The organism is Amycolatopsis sp. NPDC102522, from assembly GCF_055584485.1.
Genome location: NZ_JBVJLY010000001.1, coordinates 497,807 through 518,979, shown reverse-complemented (window position 1 = coordinate 518,979; position 21,173 = coordinate 497,807). Strand labels below are relative to the sequence as shown.

26 protein-coding genes are annotated in these 21,173 nt (G+C 68.4%); 10 read left to right on the top strand and 16 right to left on the bottom strand.

The window, feature by feature from the left end; translation table 11 throughout:
- Positions 1 to 175 precede the first annotated feature (175 nt).
- Complete coding sequence (locus ACZ6YV_RS02190; protein WP_465507917.1) at positions 176 to 1,075, bottom strand: Gfo/Idh/MocA family protein; 900 nt, start codon at positions 1,073 to 1,075, stop codon at positions 176 to 178.
- Positions 1,076 to 1,197: 122 nt separating this feature from the next.
- Here ACZ6YV_RS02190 and ACZ6YV_RS02185 point away from each other — a divergent pair, with 122 nt between their 5' ends.
- Positions 1,198 to 1,653 carry a helix-turn-helix domain-containing protein gene (locus ACZ6YV_RS02185; protein ID WP_465507916.1) on the top strand — a complete coding sequence of 152 codons (456 nt, stop codon included), beginning with the start codon at positions 1,198 to 1,200 and terminating at the stop codon, positions 1,651 to 1,653.
- Between the two features lie 12 nt (positions 1,654 to 1,665).
- Positions 1,666 to 2,295 (top strand): PIN domain-containing protein, encoded by a 630-nt coding sequence (locus ACZ6YV_RS02180; protein WP_465507915.1) that lies wholly within the window; start codon positions 1,666 to 1,668, stop codon positions 2,293 to 2,295.
- Here ACZ6YV_RS02180 and ACZ6YV_RS02175 read toward each other — a convergent pair.
- Both ACZ6YV_RS02175 and ACZ6YV_RS02170 read right to left on the bottom strand, forming a co-directional pair.
- Positions 2,195 to 3,055 (bottom strand): 3-hydroxybutyryl-CoA dehydrogenase, encoded by an 861-nt coding sequence (locus ACZ6YV_RS02175; protein ID WP_378242383.1) that lies wholly within the window; start codon positions 3,053 to 3,055, stop codon positions 2,195 to 2,197. The genes ACZ6YV_RS02180 and ACZ6YV_RS02175 overlap by 101 nt on opposite strands.
- A gap of 88 nt (positions 3,056 to 3,143) precedes the next feature.
- Complete coding sequence (locus ACZ6YV_RS02170) at positions 3,144 to 3,329, bottom strand: DUF3073 domain-containing protein (protein WP_020632289.1); 186 nt, start codon at positions 3,327 to 3,329, stop codon at positions 3,144 to 3,146.
- Positions 3,330 to 3,536: 207 nt separating this feature from the next.
- Here ACZ6YV_RS02170 and ACZ6YV_RS02165 point away from each other — a divergent pair, with 207 nt between their 5' ends.
- Positions 3,537 to 4,436, top strand: coding sequence for a DUF8083 family protein (locus ACZ6YV_RS02165; protein WP_465507914.1), 900 nt, complete (start codon positions 3,537 to 3,539; stop codon positions 4,434 to 4,436).
- On the opposite strand, the gene ACZ6YV_RS02160 is transcribed toward ACZ6YV_RS02165, so the two are convergent.
- The 3 genes from ACZ6YV_RS02160 to ygfZ all read right to left on the bottom strand — a co-directional run bounded on the left by ACZ6YV_RS02160 (position 4,433) and on the right by ygfZ (position 7,639).
- Positions 4,433 to 5,368, bottom strand: a complete 936-nt coding sequence (locus ACZ6YV_RS02160; protein WP_465507913.1) for an asparaginase — start codon at positions 5,366 to 5,368, stop codon at positions 4,433 to 4,435. The genes ACZ6YV_RS02165 and ACZ6YV_RS02160 overlap by 4 nt on opposite strands.
- Positions 5,365 to 5,928 carry an RsiG family protein gene (locus ACZ6YV_RS02155; protein ID WP_465507912.1) on the bottom strand — a complete coding sequence of 188 codons (564 nt, stop codon included), beginning with the start codon at positions 5,926 to 5,928 and terminating at the stop codon, positions 5,365 to 5,367. The genes ACZ6YV_RS02160 and ACZ6YV_RS02155 overlap by 4 nt, the downstream gene beginning before the upstream one ends.
- A 583-nt stretch (positions 5,929 to 6,511) precedes the next feature.
- Positions 6,512 to 7,639, bottom strand: coding sequence for a CAF17-like 4Fe-4S cluster assembly/insertion protein YgfZ (ygfZ, locus tag ACZ6YV_RS02150; RefSeq protein WP_465507911.1), 1,128 nt, complete (start codon positions 7,637 to 7,639; stop codon positions 6,512 to 6,514).
- Positions 7,640 to 7,669: 30 nt separating this feature from the next.
- Here ygfZ and ACZ6YV_RS02145 point away from each other — a divergent pair, with 30 nt between their 5' ends.
- Positions 7,670 to 8,524 (top strand): aminodeoxychorismate lyase, encoded by an 855-nt coding sequence (locus tag ACZ6YV_RS02145; RefSeq protein ID WP_465507910.1) that lies wholly within the window; start codon positions 7,670 to 7,672, stop codon positions 8,522 to 8,524.
- Here ACZ6YV_RS02145 and ACZ6YV_RS02140 read toward each other — a convergent pair.
- From ACZ6YV_RS02140 to ACZ6YV_RS02095, 10 genes are all read right to left on the bottom strand, one after another.
- Positions 8,517 to 8,948 carry a TFIIB-type zinc ribbon-containing protein gene (locus ACZ6YV_RS02140; RefSeq protein WP_465507909.1) on the bottom strand — a complete coding sequence of 144 codons (432 nt, stop codon included), beginning with the start codon at positions 8,946 to 8,948 and terminating at the stop codon, positions 8,517 to 8,519. The two genes, ACZ6YV_RS02145 and ACZ6YV_RS02140, sit on opposite strands and share 8 nt — an antisense overlap.
- Positions 8,948 to 9,361, bottom strand: coding sequence for a hypothetical protein (locus ACZ6YV_RS02135; RefSeq protein WP_465507908.1), 414 nt, complete (start codon positions 9,359 to 9,361; stop codon positions 8,948 to 8,950). The genes ACZ6YV_RS02140 and ACZ6YV_RS02135 overlap by 1 nt, the downstream gene beginning before the upstream one ends.
- A complete protein-coding gene (locus ACZ6YV_RS02130) occupies positions 9,349 to 10,221 on the bottom strand; it encodes a 5-oxoprolinase subunit C family protein (protein ID WP_465507907.1) in 873 nt (290 codons plus the stop codon). The genes ACZ6YV_RS02135 and ACZ6YV_RS02130 overlap by 13 nt, the downstream gene beginning before the upstream one ends.
- Positions 10,218 to 10,829, bottom strand: coding sequence for a 5-oxoprolinase subunit PxpB (pxpB, locus tag ACZ6YV_RS02125; protein WP_465507906.1), 612 nt, complete (start codon positions 10,827 to 10,829; stop codon positions 10,218 to 10,220). Before pxpB ends, ACZ6YV_RS02130 begins: the two co-directional genes overlap by 4 nt.
- Before the next feature lie 9 nt (positions 10,830 to 10,838).
- A complete protein-coding gene (locus ACZ6YV_RS02120) occupies positions 10,839 to 11,462 on the bottom strand; it encodes a heme-binding beta-barrel domain-containing protein (protein WP_465507905.1) in 624 nt (207 codons plus the stop codon).
- Positions 11,463 to 11,788: 326 nt separating this feature from the next.
- Positions 11,789 to 12,097: a DUF1416 domain-containing protein gene (locus tag ACZ6YV_RS02115; protein ID WP_465507904.1), complete on the bottom strand. Its 309-nt coding sequence runs from the start codon at positions 12,095 to 12,097 to the stop codon at positions 11,789 to 11,791.
- Positions 12,097 to 12,933, bottom strand: a complete 837-nt coding sequence (locus ACZ6YV_RS02110; protein WP_465507903.1) for a sulfurtransferase — start codon at positions 12,931 to 12,933, stop codon at positions 12,097 to 12,099. Before ACZ6YV_RS02110 ends, ACZ6YV_RS02115 begins: the two co-directional genes overlap by 1 nt.
- A gap of 20 nt (positions 12,934 to 12,953) precedes the next feature.
- Positions 12,954 to 13,388, bottom strand: coding sequence for a DUF4395 domain-containing protein (locus tag ACZ6YV_RS02105; protein WP_465507902.1), 435 nt, complete (start codon positions 13,386 to 13,388; stop codon positions 12,954 to 12,956).
- A gap of 235 nt (positions 13,389 to 13,623) precedes the next feature.
- Entirely contained in the window at positions 13,624 to 14,046 is a 423-nt protein-coding gene (locus tag ACZ6YV_RS02100; protein WP_465507901.1) for a TlpA family protein disulfide reductase, read from the bottom strand.
- A 22-nt stretch (positions 14,047 to 14,068) separates the two neighbouring features.
- Positions 14,069 to 14,965 (bottom strand): LmeA family phospholipid-binding protein, encoded by an 897-nt coding sequence (locus ACZ6YV_RS02095; protein WP_465507900.1) that lies wholly within the window; start codon positions 14,963 to 14,965, stop codon positions 14,069 to 14,071.
- 143 nt (positions 14,966 to 15,108) lie between these two features.
- Between ACZ6YV_RS02095 and ACZ6YV_RS02090 the strand changes: the two genes are divergently transcribed.
- From ACZ6YV_RS02090 to pstB, 6 genes are all read left to right on the top strand, one after another.
- Positions 15,109 to 15,861: a winged helix-turn-helix transcriptional regulator gene (locus tag ACZ6YV_RS02090; protein WP_465507899.1), complete on the top strand. Its 753-nt coding sequence runs from the start codon at positions 15,109 to 15,111 to the stop codon at positions 15,859 to 15,861.
- Between the two features lie 66 nt (positions 15,862 to 15,927).
- The gene (gene mshD, locus ACZ6YV_RS02085; RefSeq protein WP_465507898.1) at positions 15,928 to 16,803 is read left to right on the top strand and encodes a mycothiol synthase; all 876 of its coding nucleotides are present in this window, start codon (positions 15,928 to 15,930) and stop codon (positions 16,801 to 16,803) included.
- Positions 16,804 to 17,032: 229 nt separating this feature from the next.
- A complete protein-coding gene (pstS, locus tag ACZ6YV_RS02080; RefSeq protein WP_465507897.1) occupies positions 17,033 to 18,160 on the top strand; it encodes a phosphate ABC transporter substrate-binding protein PstS in 1,128 nt (375 codons plus the stop codon).
- 210 nt (positions 18,161 to 18,370) lie between these two features.
- On the top strand, positions 18,371 to 19,288 hold the full coding sequence (gene pstC, locus ACZ6YV_RS02075; RefSeq protein ID WP_465508506.1) for a phosphate ABC transporter permease subunit PstC: 918 nt from the start codon (positions 18,371 to 18,373) through the stop codon (positions 19,286 to 19,288).
- Positions 19,289 to 19,290: 2 nt separating this feature from the next.
- Positions 19,291 to 20,208, top strand: coding sequence for a phosphate ABC transporter permease PstA (gene pstA / locus ACZ6YV_RS02070; RefSeq protein ID WP_465507896.1), 918 nt, complete (start codon positions 19,291 to 19,293; stop codon positions 20,206 to 20,208).
- Between the two features lie 10 nt (positions 20,209 to 20,218).
- The gene (gene pstB, locus ACZ6YV_RS02065; protein ID WP_465507895.1) at positions 20,219 to 20,995 is read left to right on the top strand and encodes a phosphate ABC transporter ATP-binding protein PstB; all 777 of its coding nucleotides are present in this window, start codon (positions 20,219 to 20,221) and stop codon (positions 20,993 to 20,995) included.
- Positions 20,996 to 21,173: the final 178 nt, after the last annotated feature.

The following is a 21,173-nucleotide window of genomic DNA, read 5'->3' as shown; positions in this document are numbered from 1 at the left end:
GACTCGGCATGGCGGAGCGAGCGCACTAAGAGGTGATCTTTTCCGGTCGCGGAAAAGGGGTTCCCATGCTTGAGACCGTCCACAAAGGAACCTGTGGACAAACCTGTGGATGGTCGCGAAGTAACCGGAAGAAGGCGTTATCGCACAAGGAAAAGCCTTGTGAGTGACCTGTGTACTACTTGGCGTGTCCGGCGAGCTCGCGCGCGCGTTCGAGCAGCTTCTGCAGGTGCAGTCCCCGGCGCACGTCACACGGGTGGGACGTCGTTCCGCTCGCGGCCATCGCGGCGAAATCGTCCAGGAGCGCGGTGTACGACTCACCGGCCGAACCCGGTTTCCGCCCCAAAGTGCGATAGCCGTGCTCCCCGTAAACGGACACTTCGACGACCGTCGGCTGGATCGGCAGCCGCAGCGACAGGGTCGCCGTACTGGTCGCGCCACCCGCGTGGGCGAACAGGAACTGCCACAGATCGTCATCGGTCCGGTGGGCGGCGAGCACCTCGGTGATCTCACCGAGCGCCGCGTCCAGCAGATCGAAGGCATGCGGGCCGATGTCGGCGAGCGCGCCGGAGTCGTGCCGCCACGCCGAGGACTGGTACTGCCCGCCGAGCAGCGCGCCCGAAAGCCAGCGCGCACCGCCGCCGCGCCAGCCGCCCGACTCCTTGATGCCGTCGAGCCACTCGCGGGTCATCGGCGAGAAACGCAAGGTCAGGACCACGAGGGCGGCCACGCCCGCGGCGTCGACCGCGTCCACGAGCCGCCGCGCGCCGTCGAGATCTGCGGCGATCGGCTTCTCCAGGATGAGATGCTTGCCCGCTTCCGCGGCCTTGACCGCCAGCTCCGCCTGAACGGCGGGCGGCACGGCGAACGCGACCGCGTCCACCTGGTCGAGCAGTTCGTCGAAGCTGCCGGCGGCTTCGGCGCCGTGCGCCTCGGCCAGCTCCGCGGCGGCTTCGGGACGCCTGGTCCAGACCGCGGACAACGTGGTCCCCGGGTGATCGGCGAGCCCTGGCGCGTGCACCGTCTTCGCCCACGGACCGGCACCGACCAGACCTGCGCGCAGCTGTCCCTGTCCCACGGCCCCAAGTCTAGGTGTGCCGTCACGCAAGCTGAACGCACCATCGAGTTGCGTTTATTGCGTTTGTTGCGAATAATTCGATGAGAGCCGATACTGGGATAACGCCGAACACGGGAGCAGTGATGACTGCGCTGACCATCGACCAGATCGTCCCGGGACGTCACGACATCGACGTGGCCCTCGAAGCACTTCCGCACGTCAAGGCCTATCTGGCCAGGCGTCGTGAGCGGGACACGGTGCGAGTCGTCGTCGACGAGCACGAAGAGTCCCTGGTCGTTCCCCGTGGAGTCGTCGACCTGATGGCGCGGGTGCTGGCCTTGGTGGCGGCGGGTGAGAGCGTGTCCATCATCCCGTCGCACGCCGAGCTGACCACTCAGCAGGCGGCGGACCTGCTCAACGTGTCCCGGCCCTTCCTCATCGGATTGCTCGAAGCGGGGCGGATCGAGTACCGCACAGTCGGCAAACATCGTCGCGTGAAGGCAAGTTCCCTTCACGACTACCTGCGTGAAGACGACCAACGGCGCCGTGAAGCCGCGGACGAGCTTTCCGTCATGAATCAGGAGATGGGGCTGACCTAGCAAGTGGCCTTCGTGGTCCTTTTCGACGCCAACGTGCTGTACCCCAACGTTCTGCGTGATCTTCTCATCCGGATCGGGCAGAACGGGTTCGTCCAGGCCAAGTGGTCGGAGGAAATCCTCGACGAGGTCTTCCGGAACCTCAAGGAGAACCGGCCCGACCTCGACCCCGGCAAGCTCGACAGAACGCGGACCCTGATGAACGCCTCGGTTCGAGATTGCCTGGTCACGGGCTACGAACCGCTCGTGGCCGCGCTCGACCTGCCAGACCCGGATGACCGGCATGTACTCGCCGCCGCCATCAAGGCGCGGGCACGGGTCATCGTGACCGAGAACCTACGGGATTTCCCGGAGCGGACTCTCGGTCACTGGAACATCGAGGCCCAGTGCGCCGACGACTTCGTCCTCGACCGGATCGAACTCAGCGAGCGCATGGTCGTGGACGCGGTGCGGCGAATGACCACCCCGCGTTACGTCCTCTGGATGCGGTCCTTGCGCACACAAGGACCGCATCCAGAGGACGAAACGCGCGGGAAGAGCCGGGTCAGGAGTAGCTGTAGAACCCGCGGCCGGTCTTCTTGCCGAGCAGGCCGGCGTCGACCATGCGCAGCAGCAGCGGCGGCGAGGAGTACAGCGGCTCCTTGAACTCGGCGTACATCGAGTCCGCGATCGCCTTGATGGTGTCCAGGCCGATCAGGTCCGAAAGCCGCAGTGGGCCCATCGGGTGCGCGGTGCCCAGCTCCATGCCGCGGTCGATGTCCTCCGCCGAAGCGAAGCCCGACTCGATCATCCGGATCGCCGAAAGCAGGTACGGCACGAGCAGCGAGTTCACGATGAACCCGGCACGGTCCTGCGACCGGATCACCGTCTTGTGCAACGCCGTCGTCGCGTGCTCTTCCGCGCGGCGGGCGGTTTCGTCGCTGGTCAGCAGCGACGGCACCAGCTCGACGAGCGGCAGCACCGGGACCGGGTTGAAGAAGTGGATGCCGACCACCTGCTGCGGGCGGTTGGTGGCCATCCCGAGCTTCATGATCGGGATGGACGAGGTGTTGGACGCGAACACCGCGTCCTCACGCTCGACGATCTTGTCCAGCGACCGGAACACCTCGACCTTGGCCTGCTCCTGTTCCAGGATGGCCTCGATGACGAGGTCGCGGTCGGCGAACTCGCCGATCTCGGTGGTGAAGCGAAGTCGTCCGAGCGCCGCGTCGGCGTCTTCCTGCGAGAGCTTCCCGTTCTTGACGCCGCGTTGCAGCGACTTCTCGATCCGCGCTCGCCCGGAGTCCAGCGCAGGCTGGCTCACCTCGGTGATGATCACGTCCAGACCGGCACGTGCGTGCACCTCGGCGATACCCGAGCCCATGAGCCCGGCTCCGATGACACCTACCCGCGTTACGTCCGACACGGAACCCTCCTCGTATTTTGGGCAGCACGCGACACGCGAGGGTGGACCACGGGGTTCAACCCGTCCCACCCTCGCGTGTCACGCCTGCTCAGCGGCGGTATTCGTCGTACCCGTCGTACGGGTCGTCGTCGTCCCGCTTGTCGTCCTCGTGCCCGTAATCCGAGGAACTACTGGACAGCTCGCGCTGCAAAGCATCGAAGTCGGTTTCGTGCGAGCTGTACTTGAGCTCGCGCGCCACCTTCGTCTGCTTGGCCTTAGCCCGGCCGCGCCCCATGGCTCGACCCCCTCGCACAGGGGCGGGGCGGCCGGGGGAATCGGCGGCCCCGCATCGTCTCGACAATTATTTCCTGCTGACACCGTACCGTGTCCGGGGGGTTGGATGCGACGTGGCACGGTGTGCCGGTGGCGACAGTGTTCACCGGACGCCGGTTACCGGCCGGTCGGTGGCGATAGTCGCAGGTCGGCGTGCCACGATGCTCCTGTGCCCCGTCCGTTCGCGGCTTATCTCCGCGTCTATGAGCCCCTGCTCGCGCTGGGAGACCCACCGGACGAACGCCTGCTCGAGGCCGTCGAAGCGGCCCGGCTCGATCGTTCGGCCGCGGGCGAGCGCGAGCAGGCACTGTGGCTCAAGTCACAGCACGTCGGACGGCTGTTGCCCGCCGAGCTCGCGGACGGCCGGGCCGCGCCCAGCCTCGTCACCGACGTCCTCGTCCTGGACCCCGAAGACGTGCCGGAGGGTGAGCACGGCGACGCCGGCCCGGGGCCCTTGATCTGCCCGATGGAGATCCGCGCACGCTCGGCCGCGGCCTTGGTGACCTTCCTCGGCGACGCGCATCCGGCGTTGAAGCACGCGGTGCTCGACGCGGGCAGTGCCTCGTTCGACATGATCCGCTCGCGGGCGAAGTCCGCCCTCGGTGATCTGTCCGCCTCCGCTTCGCACACGCTTTCGACGACGTGGACCGTTCCGCTTCCGTGGTTCGTGCTGTTCGATCCCGGGATGCGCCGGGTCAAACTGGGCAAGGGCCGCGACGACCCCGAGCGCGAGGTGTCGTGGCGGGTGTCCATCGCCGACGCGCGGCATCGCGCTCGCGAGGTCGGGGACCTGCTCGAAGCGACCTTCGGTGACTCCGGGCCCGGCCGGGTGCTGCTCGAAACGCGACGCTGGCTCGACAGCTTCCACCCCGGCTCCGCGGTCGAGCTCGACTACGGCGGTCTCGTGCAGCTCTTCGCCGACTCGATCCTGCAGGCCGACACGACCGCCGAAGAAGTACACGACATCCTCGACGCGCTCCGCACCGGCAACGTCGACGAGCTGGCGGAACTGTTCGCCGACCTGCGGGACTTCTGGGGAGACCTGGCCGCGCGGGAACGCGCGAACTAGCCGAAGAGACCGGCGGTGACCCTCAGCTCGCCGACCGGTTCCCCGCCGCCCAAGACCGCGTCGCGGGCGAGGCCGCCCGGGTCGATGCCGAGGTGATGCAGGGCCGCGAGCAGCAGCGGGACCCGTGCCCGCGCGGCGCCGTCGTCGATCTTCAGCGCCAGCGCGGTGCCGTCCGCGAGCGCGAACGCGTGCACTCCCTCGGCGCCGACCTTCGAGAGCAGGCCTTCGACGCTCTCCATCAGCACGGTGTCCTCGCGGCCGGTGCCCGCGACCCGCCACGGATGCGCGCGGACGGCGTCCGCGACGCGACGGTCCGGCCCGTCCGTCGCGGTGACCAGCCTGCCGAAGGAGCGGGCGAGACCGGTGAGGGAGAACGCGAACAGCGGGGCGCCGCAGCCGTCGACGCCGACAGTCTCGATCGGCTCGCCGGTGAGGTCGGAGACGGTGGCCTGGATGACCTTCTGCAGTGGGTGGGTCGCGGCCGCGTAGTCCTCTGTCGGCCAGCCGACCTGGACGCACGTCGTGAGCATCGCGGCGTGCTTGCCGGAGCAGTTCATGGCGGCGCGGCGTTTCCCCGCCGCGGCCATGGCCAGCATGCTCGGCTCGTGCAGCGGGAAGGAGGGCGGGCAGGCCAACGCGTCCTCGGTCAGCCCCGCGCGGGAAAGCATCGACAGGGCACCCTCGACGTGGCCGGGCTCGCCGTTGTGCGATCCGCAGCCCAGCGCGAGGTCTTCGTCGCCGATCGTGAGGCCGGCGCGCAACATCCCGGCCGCTTGGAGCGGTTTGTTGGACGAGCGCGGGTAGACCGGGCGCTCGATGTCGCCGACGGAGAACCGCACCGACCCGTCCGGGGCGGTGATCACGAGCGCGCCCCGGTGCGTGCTCTCCACGAAACCGGAACGGACGACCTCGACCAGGACGGGATTCGTCACTCGGCCCCGCCGCGTTCGGTGTCGAGCAGGTCGTCGACGGACGCTGTGCCCTTGCGGTAGCGGGTCGCGATCTCGGCGTTGATCGTGTCCATCACGGCCTGCACCTCGCGGCGGTACGAGGAGACCGAGACCTCTTCATCGGCGTACCTGTCGAGGGCGTTGATCAGTTTCTCGTCCGAGAGCGTGCTGACGTCGGAAAGGTCCGTGTCGCCGATGAGTGCTTCGGCGAACCGCCGGTGCTCGCCCGCGCGGGACGGCTCCAGCCGCTGATGCCTGCCCGAACCCGTGGCCGGGCCGATCGCGTTGTCCGCCAGGATCGCGGCCAGCCGCTCGACGACGCTGCTTTCGCCGCCTGAACTGCGGCGCTCCTGCTCGGCTCGCACGATGTCGATCCGCGCGTGCAGCAAACGCCGCAGGTACGACAGGTCGGTCTCTTCCTGCGCGGCCTCGTCACGACGCTCGCGCAGCACGGAAAGGGTCAGCTCGCCGAGGTCGCTGAGATACCCAGGGCCGAGCACGCGGTCGATACGACGGCGACCACCGGGCCGGACTTCGATCACCCGCGTAGCTTATCGCGCTCCAGCCGAAATGGTCCGCAGGGAGCGATACCACAAGGATCTCTGCCCCTCCCGACACCCTCCTTTGCTTCACCGCTCCTTCGGTCCCTTCCAGAGCGCGCCCCCCACCCGTCCCGGGGGCGGCCCCTGGTCCAGTCTACCGGGGGTGGAGGGGGAAAAGTGCTGGTCGGCGGAGTTGTCCACAGGTGGGCAGGGTTGTGGATAACCGCTGGGGATGGGTGAAGGGGACTTTCGTCGCATGTGATGCGGGGAGAGCGTTCTTCGCCGCGTGAGATGTGGGGAAAGTCCCCTTCAGCCCCCTCCGGCCTCGGAGACTTCCGCAAGTACATGAAGGCCCCCTTCATTGCGCTAGGCGCAATGAAGGGGGCCTTCATGTACTTGGGAAGGTGTGAAGGTCGAGTTTCCTTCGCTCAGCCGAGGCAAGGGGGCCTTCACGCGACGACGTTGTGACTGGTGGGGCACCTGAGGTGAAAGTGACGGTCCCGGAGCCCGTGAGGGGAACTATGAGGGACCCAGGGTCCCTCAGGCGAGTCCTTCACGGACTGGCCCGGAGGCCCAAAAGGCGTCAGCCCCGCAGTCGTTGAGCGGCTTCCCGTCCGGGAGCCGGGGCCTCACCCGGCACCGAGTCCGGATCGATGGCCGCCTGCACGACGCGGTCCTCGGCGCCGACCAGCAGTTCGGCACCCGGTCGCGTCGAGCGTTTGACCAGCGCCAGCGCGATCGGGCCCAGTTCGTGGTGCTGCACCACGCTGCCGACCCGCCCGACGGTCCGTTCGCCCAGCACCACCGGGTCGCCGGTCTCCGGCGTGATCTCCGGTGAACCGTCCAGGTGCAGCAGCGCCATGTACCGCGGCGGCCGCCCGACGTTGTGGACCTTCGCGACGGTCTCCTGGCCGCGGTAGCAGCCCTTCGCCACGTGCGCGGCGGAGTCGACCCAGTTCACCTCGTGCGGGATCGTGCGATCGTCGGTGTCGATCCCCAGCCGCGGCCGCAGCGACTCGACCCGCAGCGCGTCGAAAGCCCAGCTGCCCGCCGGTCGCGCGCCCGCGTCGGTCAGGCGGCGCCACCAGTCGGCGAGTTCGGCGCGAGGCACGGCGAGGTCGGCGCTGTGCCGTCCCGGCCACGGCATCCGCCGCGCGAAACCGCCGGGGATCGGCGCGACCGAGTACGCGTCCGGGCCCAGCGAGACACCCGCGGAGGTCAGCACCCGGTCCGCGTCGGGGCCGAGGACGGTCAGCAGCGCCAGCTCGTCCGACACATCGCGGATGTCCACTTTGGACCAGAACTTCATCGCTTCGAGGTACTCGCGCAGCGTCTGTTTGCCGCCGGACGGCAACGCGCTGGAAGCCACCGCGCCCCTGTCGCTGTCCAGCCACACCGTGCCCTCGGAATGCGCGACGACCATGTGGGTGTCGACGCGGCCCTGGCTGTCCAGCACGAGCGCCTCGGTGCCGGTGCCTTCGGCGAGCCCGGTGACGTGCTGCGAGATCACCAAATGCAGCCAGGACAACCGTTCTTCCCCGGTCACGGCCAGGATCTCGCGATGCGAACGGTCGATCACGACCGCGCCGCGCGCCGCCGTCCGTTGCTCGGCGAAGGGGTCTCCCCAATGCCACGGGACACCCTCCTCAGGATGCCCGTCGGGTGCCGCGATCGGTCCGGGAAGGTCGAGCAGGGGGGAGCGGTAGGGCATGAAACCCATGCTAGTGAGTACCGTGTCCGTATGCGCGTGCTTGCCTTTCTCGACGGGACCCTGGCCGACCCCGAAGCCGCTCACCTGCGGGTAGACGATCTCGGGTTGCTTCGCGGCGACGGCGTGTTCGAGACGATCCTCGTCGTCGACGGACGCCCCCGCGAACTCCGCCCGCACCTCGAACGCCTGGCCCGTTCCGCGGCCATGCTCGACCTGCCGGAGCCGGACCTCGCGGACTGGGAGCGCGCCGCGCAGGTCGTCATCGACAACTGGTCCGGCACCGCCGAGATCGCCCTGAAACTGGTGTACACCAGGGGAATCGACGGCGATCCGGAAGCGAAGCCGTTCGGGTTCGCGCTCGGCGTGGAGATCGACGAGAAGGTCCAGCGGGCCCGCGTCGAAGGCGTCGCGGCGATCACCCTCGAACGTGGCATCGAGCCCGAACTCGCCGAGCGCGCGCCATGGCTGCTGCTGGGCGCGAAGTCGATTTCGTACGGCGTCAACATGGCCGCGCTGCGCGAGGCGGGCCGCCGCGGCGCGAGTGATGTGATTTTCACCGCCGCCAACGGTTCGGTCTTCGAAGGACCGACTTCGACGGTCGTCCTCGCGAAGGACAAGACCCTCTACACGCCGCCGGCGAGCATCGGCATCCTGCCGGGGACGACGCAGGCGGCGCTGTTCCGGGGTGCCGAGCGGGCGGGCTGGTCGGTCAAGGTCGAGCCGCTCCAGGTCTCCGACCTCAGCGAGGGCGAAGGGCTGTTCCTCGCCTCGTCGGTCCGCAAGCTGACCAGGGTGCACACGCTCGACGGCGTCGCGCTCGGCGACTCCAGCGCGATCCACGCCGAGCTGGCCGCCGCGTACGAGAGCGAATACGCGATCAGTTGAGCGTCGCGCGCAGCTTGGTGATGGCGCGAAGGACCTCGTCGCGGTTCTTCGCCGCCGTCATCCACGGCGGCAGCCGCGCGACCAAGGTCATGCCGGGGCTGTCCCCGAGCCCGCGTTCGCGCAGGTTCGCCGCGACGAACCGTTCGATGAGGTCGAGGTGACTTTCGTGGAACGCCCACAGGGTGTTCCCACCGCGACAATCGGCGCGCAGCCACAGGGGTTCGTGGAAGAACGGGTCGATGGGCCGGTTCCACGCGTGGGAATCAGGCCGGGGATCTTCACGCACCAGGCCGCACGCGGGACAGGTGAGCCGGGAGGCGGTAACCGAGGCCTGGTCGGCGCAGCGCGGGCAGAGGACGAGGATCGGCTCGTCCGCGAAGTCCTCGATCCGGATCTGAGGATCGCGGAATCGCGGCGTGTCCATCAGCTGAGCGGGCTGATGATCAGCAGGTGCGGCAGGATCGCTTCTTCGCGGTAGGCCGCGATCTTGTGGTGCCCGTCGAGGATCACCGCCGCGTCGGAGGTTTCCAGCACGACCGCGACAGGCCGGTGCCCGCTCTTGATCGCCGTCCGGTAGTAGCCGACCCGGGAGACGTCGGCGGGCGGCCAGTCGGCGCTCGGGGTCAGGTAGCGGTCCTCGGCCAGCCGTTCGGGGCCGTCGACCTGGTAGTCGCCGTCGGCGAAGAGATCGAGAAGCGGGCGGAGCGTGTCGCCGAGCGGACGCCGCATCTGACCGGTGGCCAGTGCGATCCGCAGCGACTGCGGGAGTTCGGGCTGCGAGGGGACCGAATTCGTGTCGATGACACCCGTGCCACCGTCGACCTTTACCTGTTCCACACCCTCGTGGACGAGTGAAAGCGGAGAAGGGTTCCGGGACGGGCCTGCGCGAGGGCCGGGAGTGACGCCCGTCTCACCACCGCGGCCACCGGATAACCACCGGTAGTTGGATGATCCGCCAAGAACACGACCGGCAGCCCGTTCGACGGCACCTGGACGGCGCCGGTCAGCAGCCCTTCGCTCGGTAGCTCCCGCTCGGCGTATTCGCCCTCGCGGGTCAAAGCGGGTCCGTCGAGCCGGAGACCGACGCGGTTCGACTCCGCCGTCACCGTCCACGTCTTCGCGAGCCCGGCCGCCAAGTCCTCGAACCAGTGCGCGCGTGGGCCCGGATCGATCGGCACGACCAGCGAAGCCGGAGCCACCGTGGGCAGCACCACGTCGGCGCCTTCAGGCAAGGACGGTGTGCCGAGAGGGAGGACGTCGCCCGCCTTCAGCGGTGCGGGTCCGATCCCCGAGAGGACGTCCCGCGACCGGCTGCCGAGTTCCGCGTCGATCGTGATCCCGCCGGAAACCGCCAGGTAGCACCGCAATCCGGTGGCGGGGGCGCCGATCGCCACGGTCTGGCCCGCGGCCAGCCACACCGGCGCGTGCGAGCCGGCGGCGCGCCCGTCGACCTCGACCTCGACGGCGGGGCCGGTCACCGCGATAGTGCAGGACGTCGTCGCGCGCAGTTCCAGCCCGCCGAACAGGCACTCGACGCCCGCGGCGGCCTCGTCGTTGCCGACGAGCCGGTTGGCCAGGCGCAGCGCCGGGACGTCCAGCGCGCCGGACGGCGGGACGCCGAGATGGGCGTAGCCGGGCCTGCCGAGGTCCTGGACCAGCGCGAGCGGACCCGGCCGGACCACTTCGAGGGCCCTCATCCGGCACACCGGAACCGCACGCGATCGCCGGGCGCCAGCAGCGCGGGCGGGTCGGCGCGCGGATCGAACAGGACGGTCCGCGTGTGGCCGATCAGCCGCCAGCCACCGGGCGAGACGCGCGGGTACACGCCGGTGAACTCGCCCGCGATCCCGACCGAACCCGGTGGCACGCGGGTGCGCGGAGACGACAGCCTCGGCTGCCGGAGTGGCTCGGGAAGCCCTGTCAGGTAGCCGAAACCGGGCGCGAAGCCGGTGAAGGCCACGGTGTAGACGGCGCCGGTGTGCAACCGGACAACGTCCTCAGTGGACACTCCGGCGTCCCGTGCGACGAGGTCGAGATCTTCACCGTCGTAGGTGACGTCCAGGGTGATCTCGCGGGACTCGCCTTCGGGCGGATGTTCGAGATCGGCGCCGGACAGGAGGTCACGGACGGCCGAGAGCGCGCCGGAGCCCGGGGTTTCCACCACGAGCAGGCTGCGGGCGCCCGGAACGAGCTCGGTGATCCCGGCCGGTCGCGCGGACGACACCGTGGCGTGCGCCGCGATCGTCTGGGTCGGGGAATCGCAGTCCAGCAGGGCGGCGTGCTCGCCGTAGGCACGCCACCGCACGGGAAACGGTCAGCCCACCACGCGACGCAGCAGCGCCGACGTGTGCGGCTGCAGTTCCTGGCCCATCATGGCGCGCTCCTCGACGTAGCCGAGTTCGCCGTTGACGATGCCGTAGAGCCGCTGCGAGGCCGTGACGTCCTTGGCCGTCGACGTGCGGACGACGGCGTCGGTGCCCAGCTCCCAGGCCGGGACCGAAGCCTTGCCGCGCGGCTTGCCGTAGAAGAGCTCCACGATGCCGGTGTTGTGGGTCAGCAGCAGCTCGATCGTGTCGTCGGCCTGCGGGCGCCAGAATCCGGACTCCCGCGCGGCGGGACGGATGACCTTGCCTTCTTCGTCGAGCAGCCAGGCGCGTGCCTCGTGCGTGAGGAAGGGGCGGCCGTCGTGCGCGATGGTCAGCTGCATGCCGAACCGGCGCGGGCCTTCGATGGTCGGGTAGTCGACCTCGCCTTCGCCGCGCCACACGCCGACGAGCGGCAGGAGCGCCAGGCAGGCGTCATTGAGGTTCGGGCCCTCGCGCAGATTCGCCGTGTCGCCCGGGATGGGCATGTCGTCGAACTGGGGGAGGTTACGTTCGCGCGTTTCTTCCGCGCGCTTCTCCGCGGCCTGGATGGCCTCGTCGCCACTCGCCGTCATGGGTCAGCGCTGGTCCGCGTAAAGCCGGTAGACGACGTACACGGCGAACCAGGTGATCGCGACGCCGGCGAGCACCAGCAGGGTCGTAAACAGGATCTCCACGCCACGCACTTTAGTCGCTACCTGGAAGCACAGCCCCGCGAAGGGGTGGTGGTAGTGCCCACACGGTCTCCCCAAGGGCGCTCCGCGCCCGACGGAGACTTCACGTCGCGCGCCTCTTTTGGGCCGGAGGCCCACGGAAACGCGATGAAGGGGCGCCTTCCGCGCTCACCGTGAGGTGAATGCGGAACGACGCCCCTTCGGCGCGTTTTCCGTCAGCGCGCGACCTAGGACACAGCGATGGCCAGCTGGTGGACGCCCGGGCCCTGAGCGGTCACAGTCGCTTCGCCGTTGCCGGAGCGGTGCAGCGCGCGCACCGTCCAGTCGCCGGGGGCCGCGTAGAAGCGGAAGTCGCCGTCGGCCGACGAGACGACCTCGCCGGTGAAGTCGCCGCCGCCGTCCAGCAACCGCACGAAGGCGCCGCCGACAGGCCCTTCCGTGCCGGTCACCTTGCCTGCCAGCACGACCTGGCCGCGGGTGTCGTAATCGGCGGGCGTGGCCTCCTGGACCGGTGCGCCGCAGCTGTCGTCAGCCATCACTTAGCTCCCAACTCGACCGGCACGCCGACGAGCGAGCCGTATTCCGTCCATGAACCGTCGTAGTTCTTCACGGCGTCGTATCCGAGGAGCTCGTGCAGCGCGAACCACGCGATGGACGAACGCTCGCCGATGCGGCAGTACGCGATCGTGGACTTCGACTCGTCGAGGCCCTCGTCGGAGTACAGCTCCTTGATCTCGTCCTCGGTCTTGAAGGTGCCGTCCTCGTTGGCGACCTTGGCCCAAGGGACGTTCAGCGCGCCCGGGATGTGGCCGGGGACCTGCGACTGCTCCTGCGGCAGGTGCGCCGGGGCGAGCAGCTTGCCGGAGAACTCGTCGGGCGAACGCACGTCGACGAAGTTGCTGCCGCCGATGGCCTGGACGACCTCGTCGCGGAACGCGCGGATCGAGAGGTCCTGCTCCTTGGCCTGGTACGTGGTGGCCTCGCGCTTGACCTCGTCCGCGTTCAGCTCGCGACCGTCGAGTTCCCACTTCTTGCGGCCGCCGTCGAGCAGCTGCACGTTCTCGTGGCCGTAGAGCTTGAAGTACCAGTACGCGTACGCGGCGAACCAGTTGTTGTTGCCGCCGTAGAGGACGACGCGGTCGTCGTTCGAGACGCCCTTCTCCGAGAGCAGCTTCTCGAAGCCTTCCTTGTTGACGAAGTCGCGGCGGACCCCGTCCTGCAGGTCCTTGCGCCAGTCGAACTTCACCGCACCGCGGATGTGTCCGTTGTCGTACGCGGTCGTGTCCTCGTCGACCTCGATGAACACGACACCCGGGGTGTCCAGGTTCTCCTCGGCCCACTGGGTGGTGACCAGGACGTCTTCACGGCTCATGGAGCTGACTCTCTTTCTGGTTAGGACGCGCGAGGGCTGGGGCTGAAACGCTTGATGAGCAGGTACATCTCGCAACCGAGACAGAAGTCGAACGCCGCGTTGAGGAAGGCCGCGAACAGCGCGAACGCCGTCGCGACGAACCCGAGCGCGGTCAGGCCGGCGGCGAAGCCGACAGTGCCGACGAGAGCGAAGACGAAGCCGACGGCCTGCGCGAACCGCAGCGGGGCGGCGTCCTCGCGTTCGGTCGCCGGGCCGAGCCGCGGCGCCACCAGGTAGCGGTAGACCAGGGAGTACGGCGCCGGCTTCAGACCGACGAAGGCACCGATCGCGAACACCACCGCTTGCGCCGCGAGCAGTGGCCACCACTGGGTGATGAGCACGACCGCGAGCACGATCGTCGTCAGGATGGCGGCGAAACGCGGACCACGGGGGTCGACGGCCGGTCCTGCGGACATGGATCCTCCTGCGAACGAGAGGGAAAAGAGGTGCGTGCCGGACAGGGCACGCGCAGCGGCTTCGAAGGCGCGATCAGCAGGCCGGACACAGGCTGCTGCGAACGCGGCACAGATCCACTGCGCGGCGCTGGGTCAGCAAGGTTCGGGGCAGCCTGTTCACGGGTGCGAGGGTACGCAGAGCTCCCTCAGGTTGGGAACCGTGTTCACACCTTGGGACGCTTCCCAAAATTCGGGATCAGGCGTTCGCCAGGTGGGGTTTCAGGGCTTCGAGAAGCTCCTGACCTCGGGGAACGCCGCCGACGCGGAAGACCTCCCGGCCGTCCGGCGTCAAGGCCAGCGTCGTCGGAGTCCGCAATACCGAAAGTGCCTGGGCGACTTCGGGGGTCTCGGTGACGTCCAGATCGACGTGTGTGAGGCCGTCGGTCTTCTCCGCGAGCGCCGACAGGATCACGCGGGTGTGGCGGCAGGGCGCGCAGAACGTGGTGGAGATCTGGACCAGGGTGACGCCTTCGGGTGCGAGGGTGGCGGAGACGCGCTCCGGCAGCTTCGTCACGTCAGAAGCCCTCGCAGCCCTGATGCGGCCGTTGCGCGCCTGCAAAAGCGCGCCCGCGACCCCGCCGAGCACCAAGACGCCCAGCAGTACCCACACTCCGGTCATTCAGAGATCACCCCTGTAGCCGTCAACCTTGAGGCTTCGCTCCGTTGAAGGCGACGTTCTTGCCCTCACCCTTGATGGTCACCGAACCGCTGTTCACGCGCACCGACGTCGGGGTCACCGAGAACGGCATCGCGCCGGTGTCGATGGTCGCGTTGAAGTTCGGCAGCAGCGCGTCCTGCACCGCCTGGGGAACGACGGTGGTCTCCTTGTCATTCCCGAACTGCAGCCGCTTCGGCTCGAGACGGATCTTCTGCCCGTCCAGTTCGATCATCGCGAAGCAGAAGATCTCCACCTTCTGCCCGGCGATCTGCACGTTGCCCGAGACCCGGATCCCGGCGCTGGAGGAGTCCACCGGCTCGCCGTTCTCGTTGGTGGTCGTCGTGGGCTTCGTCTCGCCCTGCCCGCTGTCGCCGTTGCGGACGTAGTCCTCGGTGACCGGCTCGATCTTCAGGTTGTCGATCCTGTCCAGCGGCGCCTGCCGCGCGATGTCCGCGGCCTTGATCGTCACCTCGCCCTTGAGTGTGCCGATGACGATCGACTTGGTGTTGCCGGACGTCAGGTCCGAGAGCGGCGCCGTGACGTCGCTCATGTCCGCGTTGAAGTCCACGTCACGCAGTTTCGGCGGAACGGCCACGCCCTGGGCGTTGAGGGTGATGTGACTGTAGTCACCGGAGAGGGCCTGCGTGAGGAACGGGAAACCGTGCACCGTGACCGCCGGATCGTTGGCCAGCTTCAGCTGTTCGCGGGCCTTCTGGGAGATCGTGTGCTCGGCGAACGCCGCCGCCCCGAAATCGGCCCCGACCAGCAGCACCAGTAGCACCGCGAGGGCGATGAGCCAGCCCCGTCCACGCCGCTTCGGTCGCTTGGCGGACCGGCCTGGGGACGGCCGTTCGTCACGCGCCACGGGCCTGCTCACCATCGCGTCAAATCTCCTTCGTAAACCTCTTTGGCCAGGTGTGATCGATCCAGCACGGGGTAGGTCCCAGGCTGTTCACCCGCTATTCTCACTAAGCACCGGCTGTAGCCACGTTCGAGGCGACTACGAGTTAGGGCGGTGCGGCGATGAGCCTGGACCTTCTGGTGTTGACTGCGGAACCCGATGCGACCGGGGTGCTGCCCGCTCTCGATCTGCTGCCCCACACCGTACGCGTCCGTGCCCCGGAAGTGACCGCGCTCCTCGACGCCGGGCACCGCGACGTCATCGTCCTCGACGCCCGCACCGATCTCGCCTCCGCGAAGAGCCTCTGCCGCCTGCTCAAGGGCGCCGGCGAGGACGAGGCTTCCACCCCGGTCATCGCCGTCGTCGGCGAAGGCGGGCTGGTCGCTGTAAGCGCGGAATGGCGCACCGACGACATCCTGCTCCCGACGGCCGGTCCCGCCGAGGTCGACGCCCGGCTGCGGCTGGTCACCACCCGCGACGGCGCCACCGCGCAGGTCGACGCCGAGTTGCGGGTCGGCGAGCTGGTCATCGACGAGGCGACCTACACCGCGAAGCTCCGCAAGCGCACTCTCGAACTCACCTACAAAGAGTTCGAACTCCTCAAATACCTCGCGCAGCACGCCGGCCGGGTCTTCACCCGCGCTCAGCTGCTGCAGGAGGTCTGGGGTTACGACTTCTTCGGTGGCACGCGCACGGTCGACGTCCACGTCCGGCGCCTGCGCGCCAAGCTGGGCCCGGAGCACGAGCAGATGATCGGGACCGTGCGCAACGTCGGCTACAAGTTCGAGCGGCCCTCCAAGGGTGCCGCGGCCAAACAGCAGGCCATCGCCCCGGACGCGAGCGTCTACGAGCCGAGCGAGCTTTCCGCGCACTGATTCCCTTCCTCTCCTGCCTGACAAGACGTCCTGGCGGGTCTCGGGTTCCCCGGTAGGGTCGATTTCATGCTCGATGTGACTTGGACCGGTGAACCGGAAACGGAAGAGATCCGTCGCTTCCTCCTCGCCGTGCGCGAGGCCGACGGCGATCCCCAGGACACCGGTTTCGCCGGTGGACAGCACCTCTTGGGTCACGTCGACGGTGAGCTGGTCGCGTACGCGCACCTGGACACCGAAGGCGACTCACACGGCAATCAGGTCGCCGAGCTGTTCGTCCATCCCGCGCACCGGAGGTCCGGTCACGGCCGGGCCGCCACCAGGGCGCTCGTCGAACGGGTCGACGGCAAGCCGCTGCGCGTCTGGGCGCACGGCGACCACCCCGCCGCCGTCCACGTCGCCGGGACCGAGGGTTTCGAGCGCGCCCGTGAGCTACTGATCCTGCACGTCGACGTCGAAACGGCGGACTGGCCAGAACCCGCGCCGCGCGAAGGGGTCACGCTGCGCACGTTCGTCCCCGGTCAGGACGAGGAAGCGATGGTCCGCGTCAACGCGCGCGCCTTCGACTGGCACCCCGAGCAGGGCGCCTTGACCGCCGACGAGGTCCGGGCGACCGAGAAGGAAGCCTGGTTCGACCCCGAGGGCTTCTTCCTCGCGGAAGAGGACGGGAAGGTCGTCGGCTTCCACTGGACGAAGATCCACGAGGCGATTCCCGGCCGGTTCGGCGGCGAGCCCGTCGGCGAGGTCTACGTCGTCGGCATCGATCCGGACGCGCAGGGCGGCGGCCTCGGGAAGGCGCTCACGCTCGCCGGGCTGCGGTATCTCCGTGATCGCGGGCTCGGGCAAGTGATCTTGTACGTCGAGGGTGACAACGTTGCCGCACTCGCGGTCTATTCGAAGCTCGGCTTCACCCGGTACGAGGTCGACGTCCAATACGCTCGGTAACCATGTTCACACGTGCGGCACTTGACCGGTCACGGAGAGCAGACGCCCAGGTCACGGGCGGGACACGGACCACTTTCGGAGTAGTCGCGCTGCTCACATCGGCCGCCTTGTTCACTTGCCGTTCACCCTTAGACGGTCGCCTGTCCACTGTCGGTGCTTAGTGTCCGGATCCGGAAGGAACGCTCCCGTTCCACCGATCCGGCGAAAGTCTCCCAGTGGAGGAAATGCAGTGAAGATCATGCGGCCCGCGGGCGCGATCGGCATCGTGGCCACCGCCGCCCTCGTGCTCGGCGCCTGTGGATCCGACCCGGCGGCGACGAAGCCCGGCAGCACGGGTGCCGCTTCCGCGCCCGGCGGCACGGCAGGCGTCGAATGCGGCGGCAAGAACCCGCTCTCGGCCGAGGGCTCGTCCGCGCAGAAGACCGCGATCGACATCTTCGTGCAGCAGTACGCCGCCAAGTGCGCCGGGCAGAAGGTGAACTACAACCCGAGCGGTTCGGGCGCCGGTATCAAGCAGTTCAACGCGAACCAGGTCGACTTCGCCGGTTCGGACTCGGCCCTCAAGGACGGCGAGGAGGCCGACAAGGCCAAGGCCCGCTGCGCCTCCGACGCGTGGAACCTCCCGCTCGTCATCGGCCCGGTCGCCGTCGCGTACAAGGTTTCCGGGGTCGACAAGCTGACCCTGACCCCCGAGGTCACCGCCAAGATCTTCAACGGCGGCATCACCAAGTGGAACGACCCGGCCATCAAGGCGGTCAAGGGCAACGAGGCCGTCAACCTGCCGGACAAGCCGATCCAGGTCATCTCGCGCTCTGACGAGTCGGGCACCACCGACAACTTCCAGAAGTACCTGAAGGCCGCTTCGAAGGGTGCCTGGACCCAGGGCGACGGCAAGAAGTTCGCCGGTGGCGTCGGTAACGGTGCCGAGAAGTCCAACGGTGTCGCCAGCGCGGTCAAGGCCACCGACGGCGCGATCACCTACGTCGAGTCCGCGTTCGCGAAGGACGGCATCAACGCCGCCCTGATCGACAGCGGCTCCGGCGGTGTCGAGCTCACGGCGGCGAACGTCGCCAAGTCGCTCGACTCGGCGAAGTTCAAGAAGGAGGGCACCAACGACCTCGCGCTGGACCTGAACGCGATCTACTCCAGCAACGTCGCCGGTACCTACCCGATCATCCTCGCCACCTACGAGATCGTCTGCTCCAAGTACGCCGACGCCGAGGTCGCCAAGGCCGTCAAGGCGTTCCTGAACGTCGCCGCCACCGACGGTCAGAAGCCGCTCTCGGACAAGGGCTACGTGCCGATCCCGCAGAGCCTGCAGGACAAGGTCCTGACCGCCGTCAAGGCCATCGCCTGACCCTGTTGCCAACCACTCAGGTTGATCAGTAAACAGGCTGGACAGAAGTAGTCGATGAGCGATTCGTCTTCGCCCAGAACGCCCACCGGCGACCCCGGTGGGCGTTCTGGCGTCCGCGAGACCTTCACGGAGGACCCGATTTCGGAGCAACCTGCCGCGTCACCGCCCGAGAAGTCCTCGGTGCAACTCGCGAGCCCCAATTCCCGGACGGTGCGGCCCGGTGACCGCATCTTCCAGATCCTGACCACCGGAGCCGGCGTCTTCGTCGTCTCGCTGATCGGCCTGATCGGGCTGTTCCTGCTGGTGCAGGCCATCCCGGCGCTCCAGGCCGACAACGTGAACTTCCTGACCAGCCAGGTCTGGCAGACCGAACCGAACGACATGAAGTTCGGCATCATGGGCCTGCTGCTGGTCACCGTCTACTCCGCGCTGCTGGCGCTGGTCATCGCGATGCCGATCTCGCTCGGCATCGCGCTGTTCCTCACCCAGTACGCGCCGAAGCGGCTGGCCAAGCCGTTCGCCTACGTGATCGACCTGCTCGCCGCGGTCCCTTCGATCATCTACGGCCTGTGGGGCCTGATGGTCTTCGCGCCGACGATCGAGCCCTTCTCCAAGTGGGTCAACGACACCTTCTCGTGGATCCCGATCTTCGCGGCGGGCAACGTCTCGCCGGACATGCGCGGCACGATCTTCACCGCGGGCATCGTGCTCGCCGTGATGATCCTGCCGATCATCACCTCGCTGTCGCGTGAGGTGTTCGAACGGACCCCGACCCCGCACATCGAAGGCGCGCTGGCGCTGGGCGCCACCCGCTGGGAGGTCATCCGCACCACGGTGCTGCCGTTCGGCAAGGCGGGGTACATCGGCGCCTCGATGCTGGGCCTCGGCCGCGCGCTCGGCGAGACGATCGCGCTCGCGATCATCCTGACCGGCGCGGTGGGCCGCGAGTTCACCTGGAGCCTCTTCGACGGCGGCGCCACGTTCGCCTCGAAGATCGCGGCGGACTACGCGGAACTCAACAACGAGATCTCGGCGGGCGCGTACATCGCGGCCGGTCTGGTGCTGTTCCTGCTGACGTTCCTCGTCAACTTCGCCGCGCGATCCATCATCGCCAAGAAGGGGGACTGAGCATGTCCACCACGCTCGAGAAGACCCCCGCGTCGACCCCCGCCTTCCAGCAGGTCAGCCTGGCGAGGAAGACCAAGAACGGCCTCGCGACCGTCCTGATCTGGCTGTCGTTCCTGATCGCCGTCGTGCCGCTGGTGTGGCTGCTGGCCACGGTGGTCATCAACGGCGTCAAGCGGATCCCCTACAGCAACTGGTGGACCGAGGACTTCGGCTCGGTGCTGTCGGACGAGGTCGGCGGCGGCGTCGTGCACGCCGTCATCGGCTCGGTGCTGCAGGGCCTGGTCTGCGCGGTCATCGCCGTCCCGATCGGCATGCTGGTCGCGATCTACCTGGTCGAATACGGCCGCGGCAAGCTCGCGAAGGTCACGACGTTCATGGTGGACATCCTCTCCGGTGTCCCCTCGATCGTCGCGGCGCTGTTCATCTACGCGCTGTGGATCACGACGTTCGGCCTCCCGCGCAGCGGTTTCGCCGTGTCGCTGGCCCTGGTGCTGCTGATGATCCCGGTGGTCGTGCGTTCGTCGGAAGAGATGCTGCGGATCGTTCCGGACGACCTGCGCGAAGCCTCCTACGCGCTCGGCGTGCCGAAGTGGAAGACGATCATGAAGATCGTCCTGCCGACCGCGCTGTCCGGCATCATCGGCGGCATCATGATGGCGCTCGCCAGGGTCATGGGCGAGACCGCGCCGCTGCTGGTGCTCGTGGGGTACTCCGCCTACGTGAACTGGGACATCTTCGGTGGCGAGCAGGCCGCTCTGCCGCTTCTGATGAACAACGAACGGGTCAGCAACCCGTTCGACGAAGGCACCGTCGCGTTCGACAGGATCTGGGGCGCCGCGCTCACCCTGGTGCTGATCATCGCGATCGTGAACCTCCTCGCCATGCTCTTTGCCCGTCTTGTCGCCCCGAAGAAGAAGTGAGCTGTTTGAGATGGCCAAACGAATCGACGTCAAAGACGTGGACATCTACTACGGCAAATTCCACGCCGTGGACGGCGTCACCCTCTCGGTGCCGCCGCGGAACGTCACCGCGTTCATCGGCCCGTCGGGCTGCGGCAAGTCGACGGTGCTGCGCACGCTGAACCGCATGCACGAGGTCATCCCCGGCGCCCGCGTCGAGGGCGAGGTGCTGCTCGACGGCGAGGACATCTACGGCGCCGGAGTCGACCCGGTGCAGGTCCGCCGCACCATCGGCATGGTGTTCCAGCGGCCCAACCCGTTCCCGACGATGTCGATCCGCGACAACGTCGTGGCCGGCCTGCGCCTCGGCGGCACCAAGGGCAAGAAGGACCTCGACGAGGTCGCCGAGCGCGCCCTGCGCGGCGCGAACCTGTGGAACGAGGTCAAGGACCGGCTGAACAAGCCCGGCGGCGGCCTCTCCGGTGGTCAGCAGCAGCGGCTCTGCATCGCGCGGGCGATCGCCGTGCGGCCGGACGTGCTGCTGATGGACGAACCGTGCTCCGCGCTCGACCCGATCTCGACGCTGGCCATCGAGGACCTGATCGGTGAGCTCAAGAAGGAGTACACGATCGTCATCGTGACGCACAACATGCAGCAGGCGGCGCGGGTCTCGGACCAGACCGCGTTCTTCAACCTGGCGGGCGTCGGCCAGCCGGGGCAGCTGGTGGAGCTGAACGACACCGAGAAGATCTTCTCGAACCCGAACGAGAAGGCGACCGAGGACTACATCTCGGGACGCTTCGGATAGTCGTGCGGAAAGACCTCTGCCGGTCGTCTGGCACAGAGGCCCCGCTCGTGTGGGTCGTGGGTGGGGGGGGGGGGGGGGTGGGGCCCCCCCCCCCCCCGCCCCCCCCCCCCCCCCCCCGCGGGGGGCCCCGCGGGGGCCCCGGGGGGGGGGGTGGGCGGCGGGGGTGGTGGGCGGGGCG

Coding starts and splice junctions, on each gene's coding strand:
- ACZ6YV_RS02185 (WP_465507916.1), top strand. CDS start 1,198: ATGACTGCGCTGACCATCGACCAGATCGTCCCGGGACGTCACGACATC.
- ACZ6YV_RS02170 (WP_020632289.1), bottom strand. CDS start 3,329: ATGGGGCGCGGCCGGGCTAAGGCCAAGCAGACGAAGGTGGCGCGCGAG.
- ygfZ (WP_465507911.1), bottom strand. CDS start 7,639: ATGCCCTACCGCTCCCCCCTGCTCGACCTTCCCGGACCGATCGCGGCA.
- ACZ6YV_RS02145 (WP_465507910.1), top strand. CDS start 7,670: ATGCGCGTGCTTGCCTTTCTCGACGGGACCCTGGCCGACCCCGAAGCC.
- ACZ6YV_RS02140 (WP_465507909.1), bottom strand. CDS start 8,948: ATGGACACGCCGCGATTCCGCGATCCTCAGATCCGGATCGAGGACTTC.
- ACZ6YV_RS02130 (WP_465507907.1), bottom strand. CDS start 10,221: ATGAGGGCCCTCGAAGTGGTCCGGCCGGGTCCGCTCGCGCTGGTCCAG.
- ACZ6YV_RS02120 (WP_465507905.1), bottom strand. CDS start 11,462: ATGACGGCGAGTGGCGACGAGGCCATCCAGGCCGCGGAGAAGCGCGCG.
- ACZ6YV_RS02115 (WP_465507904.1), bottom strand. CDS start 12,097: ATGGCTGACGACAGCTGCGGCGCACCGGTCCAGGAGGCCACGCCCGCC.
- ACZ6YV_RS02110 (WP_465507903.1), bottom strand. CDS start 12,933: ATGAGCCGTGAAGACGTCCTGGTCACCACCCAGTGGGCCGAGGAGAAC.
- ACZ6YV_RS02105 (WP_465507902.1), bottom strand. CDS start 13,388: ATGTCCGCAGGACCGGCCGTCGACCCCCGTGGTCCGCGTTTCGCCGCC.
- ACZ6YV_RS02100 (WP_465507901.1), bottom strand. CDS start 14,046: ATGACCGGAGTGTGGGTACTGCTGGGCGTCTTGGTGCTCGGCGGGGTC.
- ACZ6YV_RS02095 (WP_465507900.1), bottom strand. CDS start 14,965: ATGGTGAGCAGGCCCGTGGCGCGTGACGAACGGCCGTCCCCAGGCCGG.
- ACZ6YV_RS02090 (WP_465507899.1), top strand. CDS start 15,109: ATGAGCCTGGACCTTCTGGTGTTGACTGCGGAACCCGATGCGACCGGG.
- mshD (WP_465507898.1), top strand. CDS start 15,928: ATGCTCGATGTGACTTGGACCGGTGAACCGGAAACGGAAGAGATCCGT.
- pstA (WP_465507896.1), top strand. CDS start 19,291: ATGTCCACCACGCTCGAGAAGACCCCCGCGTCGACCCCCGCCTTCCAG.
- pstB (WP_465507895.1), top strand. CDS start 20,219: ATGGCCAAACGAATCGACGTCAAAGACGTGGACATCTACTACGGCAAA.